This is a genomic window from Moorena sp. SIO4E2 (assembly GCF_010671945.1).
In the GTDB taxonomy this organism is placed as follows: domain Bacteria; phylum Cyanobacteriota; class Cyanobacteriia; order Cyanobacteriales; family Coleofasciculaceae; genus Moorena; species Moorena producens.
On the sequence record NZ_JAAHIE010000431.1, the window covers coordinates 1 to 6,441 of the forward strand.

Sequence of the window (6,441 nt, forward strand, 5' to 3'; positions counted from 1 at the left end):
TTTCAAAGTTTTCGGCAAGATTATGATCCCCCCCAGCCCCCCTTAAAAAAGGGGGGAGCCATACTCAAAGTCCCCCTTTTTTAAGGGGGATTTAGGGGGATCTCCGAGTTTGAAGACACGCCCTAGGCCAAGGTGTTAGGTATTAGGTATAGTCCCTAGTGCCTCATCCAACTAACGATTGAGTTTCAAATTAAGTAAAATTCAGCAGGATATTATGCAAAGCTTGATTACTATTGACCAGAAAGCTCTTTTTGAGCATGTCAGGCTCTCTTGCCAAATTCCTAGCTTAGTGGAGGGCATCGTTACTTGCAAGATTATTGAGTCAGCAGCAGCAGAGGCTGGCATTCAAGTGGAGCCGGAAGAACTCCAACAGGCAGCAGACGACTTCCGTCTCGCCACCGATCTTCATAACACTGACGAGACTTGGTCGTGGCTGCAAAAACATCATCTATCTCTCGATGATTTTGAAGCATTGATTTACACCAACACCATCGCTGACAAGGTCGCTCAACATCTGTTTAACGGTCAAGTTGAGTCTTTTTTTTATGAACACCAGCTTGATTATGCCGGAGTTGTCATGTACGAAGTGGTTTTGGAGGACGAAGACCTAGGGTGGGAACTCTTTTATGCCTTCAAGGAAGGGGAAATCAGTTTCCATGAGATTGCTCGCCAACATATTCAGGACTTGTCACTGCGCCGCTCTGGGGGATATCGAGGAATACTACAGCGCCAAGAACTCAAGCCAGAGATTGCGGCAGCGGTTTTTGCTGCCAGTCCGCCCCAGATTCTCCAACCAATTGTGACCTCATCTGGAGTACACCTGATTTTGGTTGAGGAAATCATTCAACCGCAATTGGATCAGCAGTTGCGCTCTGAGATTCTTTCAGACTTGTTTTCTGACTGGCTAAAGGAACAAATGGAACAGATAGAAATTGTTGCCCACTTATAACGGGAGCCCACATTCCGCAGGTAAACTAGAAAAGTTCGGATAGTTTTCAACTATGACTGGTTTGGCATCTTCTGGTATAATTACCTCCAGGAAGCCGGACTGACAAAACCTGTTTGTCAACAGTGCTCCCTTAGGCAGGGAAAAAAGAAGGAGTACTGACAGAAAGTTTACACTTGGATTCAAGTTCCTTGTTTTCTGAGATTCGTTACAAAACCTGGGGGGGTGACATGCAAGCTGAAATCCTTACTGGGTAATAATTTCAGCCGATAATTCACAAAAATATACATTCTGTTTTGGGGGCTCCTTTGGACGTAGTTATAAGGGTTTGAGCTTCCCTAAAATGAATTTAGGGTTAATTTCCGACTGTATCTTCCATGACACCATTGGCATCAAAGCCTTATAGAGTAAGCTTTTTGGGGCTCATGTCACCCCCTCAGTTACAAAACTTGATCATAATAGTTACAAAACTTTATATAAAACGGTAGAAAAATTGGATTTTCGGAGTGATTAATACAGTGAGGGCAGTCAAGAAAGCGTAATCCTCTTAATGGCAAAACCAATCCTATTAAGAATAAGCATTTCTTGATGTAACTCAGACAAATCGCGCGAGTCGGGGAAACCCCCGTGAGGCCACTGCATCGCTTTTAGCCTTGTTGTCACCCCCTCAGGCAAAATGGCTCTTTTTTTCTAGTTAAGCTGTCGCCCATTTAAACTACCTTTTAGTAAATCAGGAAAAAAACCGTGAAACTCTTGTTCATTCTGCCTTCTGCCTTCTGCATTGCTGTTATGCATTAAAAATGCATAACAGCAATGCAGAGCTTCATAATTATGATGTTTTCAACAAAACTTTACTAAAACTTCTTGAAAAATTAATAGAATTTTATCAGTATAGGGTGTGTCAACCAATTTAGCTGTCATATGGTTGTAACTTACGTTCAACACAGCGCTCCAGAAAGCAGCGATATAGAAGCAGGTCAGTTTTTGACTCCAGATCAACGACAATTGCTGCTAGAAAGCCTAAAAACCAATTTACGCCCAGAATATCGTCGTCGGATTGAGATTATGTTGCTGGCAGATCAGGGTCAGTCTCAGACTCAAATTTGTACAGCATTACACTGCTCTCAAGAAACCGCACGGTACTGGATTTGCCAACTCCAAACTGGTAACATGCACAATTGGAATGCTTTGCCAATTGGCCGACCTAAGACTATTAATGACCAATACCTTGAACGTTTGAAAGAGCTGGTGAGTCATAGTCCCCGTGAGTATGGCTATTCATTTCACTCTTGGACAGCCCATTGGTTGAACAAGCATCTGACCCGAGAGTTTGGCATTGAAGTCAGCGATCGCCATATCAACCGTCTGCTCAAAAAAATGGGACTTTCCACCCGCCATAAATCCTCCAAGGCCAAGAATACCAAGAATCCTTCTGAAACTGAGGGTTCTGGCATTGTTGTTCGCAACTTGTCTTCTGCCTCATTAACTGAATCTTTGAAATTGTGGCCATTCAATCCACACAAAATCAGCAGCTGGTACAACTAGTACAGCTAGTACAAAATTGTGGCAATAGTTGGTTATAAAGAGTTAAAGTATAGTCCTTCGGACAACTAATAAGACAACTCATAACTAGTAATAAAATTCTGGGGGGGTGACATGCAAGCTGAAATCCTTACTGGGTAATAATTTCAGCCCATAAGTTACAAAAAGATACATTCTGTTTTGGGCGCTCCTTTGGACCTAGTTATAAGGGTTTGAGCTTCCATAAAATGAATTGAGGGTTAATTTGGGACTGTATCTTCCATGAGCCCATTGGCATCAAAGCCTTATAGAGTAAGCTTTTTGGGGCTCATGTCACCCCCTCAGAATAAAATTACTGAAAACTTACTGATAACTGACACTTTGGTAGCAGGCCAAAAACAGATTATTTATTGCAATCATTACTTCCTAATGATTGCAAATTAAATCCTAATCAGAGCTAATTCAGTAATATCTCACAGGTAGATTTTAGTCATTCAAAACTTACGGAATGGCATCAATAAATTATACAGAGTTTTATTACTGAATCCAAGCTCTAGGAATGTTTTGATTGATTGGAGTAAACTCCATGGTTCAGGATTCATCGTCTCAAGGTGCTTTCAAGCAATATTTTGCTCAACAACTTGCCCAGACCCTGGGACAAGCACTCCCTCAACAAGAACTCGACCGCTGCTTCAAGGGTATTAAAATTCTGGAACCAAGGGCAGGTAAGGGATTCTGGCAAGCAGGTAATGGAAATGTTGGCCTTTACATCGTTATGGCTGGCAAAGTCAGGCTCCTTGATCAGCACAATAACTTACTGGCTTCCCTAGAAGCATCCAGCACCTTCGGCGAGCTGACCTTGTTTCCAGAAGAATCGTTTCAGCCTTACACTGCCAGAGCTTCTGTCAAGCTCAAGCTTTGCTATCTTGCTGGTGAGTTGTTGCAGCCGTTGCTCCGTAACTATCCCAGCATCCGGGATCACCTCCATAGACAAGCAGTATTGCGGGATCTATTCTTATTGTGTCGTCGCAATGGTTTTTTCGAGAATCTACCCCGAGAAGGGTTACTTAAAACGCTATCGCTATTAAAACCCTATACTCTGGAAGTGGGCACACTCCCAGATTATCTACTAAACAATCAAAGACTTTGGCTGCTCCGACACGGAGAGCTACTCCATGCTTCTGGCAAAACCCTCAATGCTGGCAGCATCTACACTCCCTCCCAGTTAAAGGAAGGAAACTCTTGGCAGGTGAGGATGCCAACTCAGCTATATAGTCTCAGCAATGGTGATAGCAAAATTGCCCTACTCCACTTGCCACAACTTAGTGAGCTGATTGAGTCTGATGCTACCCCATCGGCTAATGACCAACCTATTCCAGCATTGGCTAAGACCTTGTCAGCTGTCGCAGCTTCTCAACCCTCTCCACAGCGAAAACCAAAGCCCAAGACCCGTCCAGTTTACTTTCCCAACCCCACAGTCAAAGTTAGCCATTGGTGGCAGCAAGTTACTCAAAGCTATCCGTTCTTTGCCCAACAGAGTTCCTCAGATTGTGGTGCTGCTTGTTTAGTGATGATCGGTCGCTACTGGGGTAAACGTTTCAGTGTTAATCGTTTGCGGGATGTTGCCAATGTTGACCGCAATGGCACATCACTACGAGGTCTAGCTACAGCAGCAGAAAGCATCGGCTTTTCTACCCGACCGGTCAAAGCTAGTCTCGACCGATTGGCAAAAGAGAAACTGCCCGCTATTGCCCATTGGGAGGGGAAACACTACATCGTGGTCTATAAAGTGACTCGCGATCGCGTAATTGTAGGAGACCCTGCCATTGGTCAAAAAACCTTTAACCATTCCGATTTCAAAGCAAATTGGACTGGCTATGCCCTTCTGTTGCAACCGACAGCAATGCTCAAGGAAGCCAAGGAGGCGAGTGTTGCCTTCTGGCAGTTCTTTGAATTAATGAAACCTCACGGGCTGGTGCTTCTAGAGGTATTAATCGCATCTATCTTAGTTCAGATCTTCGGACTAGTTACACCTCTATTCACACAGCTATTGTTAGACCGGGTAATAGTGCAAGGTAGTACCCTGACCTTAAACGCTGTTGGCTTAGGCTTGCTGCTGTTTGGCTTATTCCAAGTTGCCATGACTGGCTTGCGGCAATATTTGCTAGACCACACCGCTAACAAAGTCGATCTGGCCTTGATTGTCGGCTTTATTCGCCATACCTTCCGATTACCCTTAAACTTCTTTGAGTCTCGTTTTGTCGGTGACATTGTCTCCCGCGTCCAGGAAAACCAAAAAATTCAAAGCTTCCTCACTGGCGAAGCTATATCAATCTTGCTCGACTTACTCACTGTTTTTGTCTACGTGAGTCTGATGTTTTGGTACAGCTGGAAACTGGCAGCGCTAGTGTTGTTAATTGTGCCGCCATTTTTCCTGCTGGCATTAATAGCCACCCCCTTCTTACGCCGGATTTCCCGAGAAATCTTCGATGCTTTAGTTAATCAAGAAAGCTATCTGATCGAAACCCTGACCGGGATTAACACAATTAAATCCATGGCAGTTGAACAAACAGTGCGCTGGCATTGGGAGGAACTCCTGAATAAGTCGATCAAAACTAGCTTTTCTGGACAAATCATCAGCAACCAGTTACAAATATTCAGTAATACTATCGAAACAGTTGCTACTACTACTCTGCTGTGGTATGGAGCGTGGCTGGTGATTCAAAACCAACTCACCATCGGTCAATTAGTCGCCTTTGATATGTTGCTAAATAATGTGATGGACCCATTCCAGCGCATAACCGTGTTGTGGAATGAATTGCAGGAAGTTCTGATTGCAGTGGAACGCATCAATGATGTGCTGGATGCGGAACCAGAAGAAGATTTGCAGCAGCAACTTCGTCAATCGTTACCACAACTGAGGGGTCACATTCGCTTTGAGCAAGTCACCTTTCGTTATCACCCTCAAAGCGATATTAATGTACTCGAAAATCTCAGTTTTGAGGTCAAACCAGGGCAAATGGTAGCTCTAGTCGGTCGCAGTGGTTCAGGGAAAACCACCATTTCCAAATTAGTTTTGGGGCTTTATATCCCCACCGATGGCAAAGTGTTAATTGATGGTCAAGACATCACCAGTCTTTCCCTGCGCTCATTGCGGGAGCAAATTGGTGTAGTTAACCAAGATACATTTCTGTTTGGCAAAACCATTCGGGAAAACATTGCCATGGGTGATCCCTCAGCAACCCTAGCAGAAATTATGGAAGCAGCGCGACAGGCTGGTGCAGATGAGTTTATTAAACAGCTACCCATGGGTTATGAAACTCAGATTGGCGAGGGGGGTGGTATGTTATCTGGTGGTCAACGTCAGCGCCTAGCGATCGCCCGTGCTTTGGTAGGGAATCCCCGCTTGTTGATTTTAGATGAAGCCACCAGCAACCTCGATGCTGAATCCGAGCGCATCATTCAAACTAACTTCAACTCAATTTTGAAAAGTCGAACCACCTTAGTTATTGCTCATCGCCTCTCTACCGTGCGCCAAGCTGATGTAATTCTAGTACTTGATCGAGGAATCTTGGTCGAAAGTGGTAACCACGAGGCATTGATGGCTAAGCGTGGTCACTACTTCTATCTCAATCAGCAACAACTGACTATTGCTGTTGCTGATTGAAATCCTAATTAAAGGGAATAGGGAACAGGGAACAGCGGATCTGGGAATCGGGAATCGGGAATCGGGAATCGGTAAAAAATACTGTGTAAATTATAGTTATTAAAAATGCTTTTTTTTTGTTTTATAGTAAACTTAAACTAAAGTAAATAAAATAAAAATAATTGTCGCTAAAAGTTTAAAAACAAGCAAGTATATATAACGGTTTTAATAGTAATAATTTACACATATTTTTTTTCCCTACTCCCTACTCCCGATTCCCTACTCCCTACTCCCTACTCCCTACTCCCTACTCCCTACTCCCTACTCA

At 43.8% G+C, this 6,441-nt stretch carries 3 protein-coding genes; all 3 read left to right on the forward strand.

From position 1 onward, the window contains the following. Positions 1 to 214: 214 nt before the first annotated feature. The 3 genes from F6K37_RS29550 (at position 215) to F6K37_RS29560 (ending at position 6,134) form a co-directional block, all read left to right on the forward strand. Complete coding sequence (locus tag F6K37_RS29550; RefSeq protein WP_287254038.1) at positions 215 to 949, forward strand: peptidylprolyl isomerase; 735 nt, start codon at positions 215 to 217, stop codon at positions 947 to 949. A gap of 918 nt (positions 950 to 1,867) precedes the next feature. After that, entirely contained in the window at positions 1,868 to 2,491 is a 624-nt protein-coding gene (locus tag F6K37_RS29555; protein WP_287254040.1) for a helix-turn-helix domain-containing protein, read from the forward strand. Between the two features lie 562 nt (positions 2,492 to 3,053). Beyond that, positions 3,054 to 6,134, forward strand: coding sequence for a peptidase domain-containing ABC transporter (locus F6K37_RS29560; protein ID WP_287254042.1), 3,081 nt, complete (start codon positions 3,054 to 3,056; stop codon positions 6,132 to 6,134). Positions 6,135 to 6,441: the final 307 nt, after the last annotated feature.

What these genes read in the sequence shown, in the direction of transcription:
- F6K37_RS29550 (WP_287254038.1), top strand. Translation starts at nt 215, where the DNA reads ATGCAAAGCTTGATTACTATTGACCAGAAAGCTCTTTTTGAGCATGTC.
- F6K37_RS29555 (WP_287254040.1), top strand. Translation starts at nt 1,868, where the DNA reads ATGGTTGTAACTTACGTTCAACACAGCGCTCCAGAAAGCAGCGATATA.
- F6K37_RS29560 (WP_287254042.1), top strand. Translation starts at nt 3,054, where the DNA reads ATGGTTCAGGATTCATCGTCTCAAGGTGCTTTCAAGCAATATTTTGCT.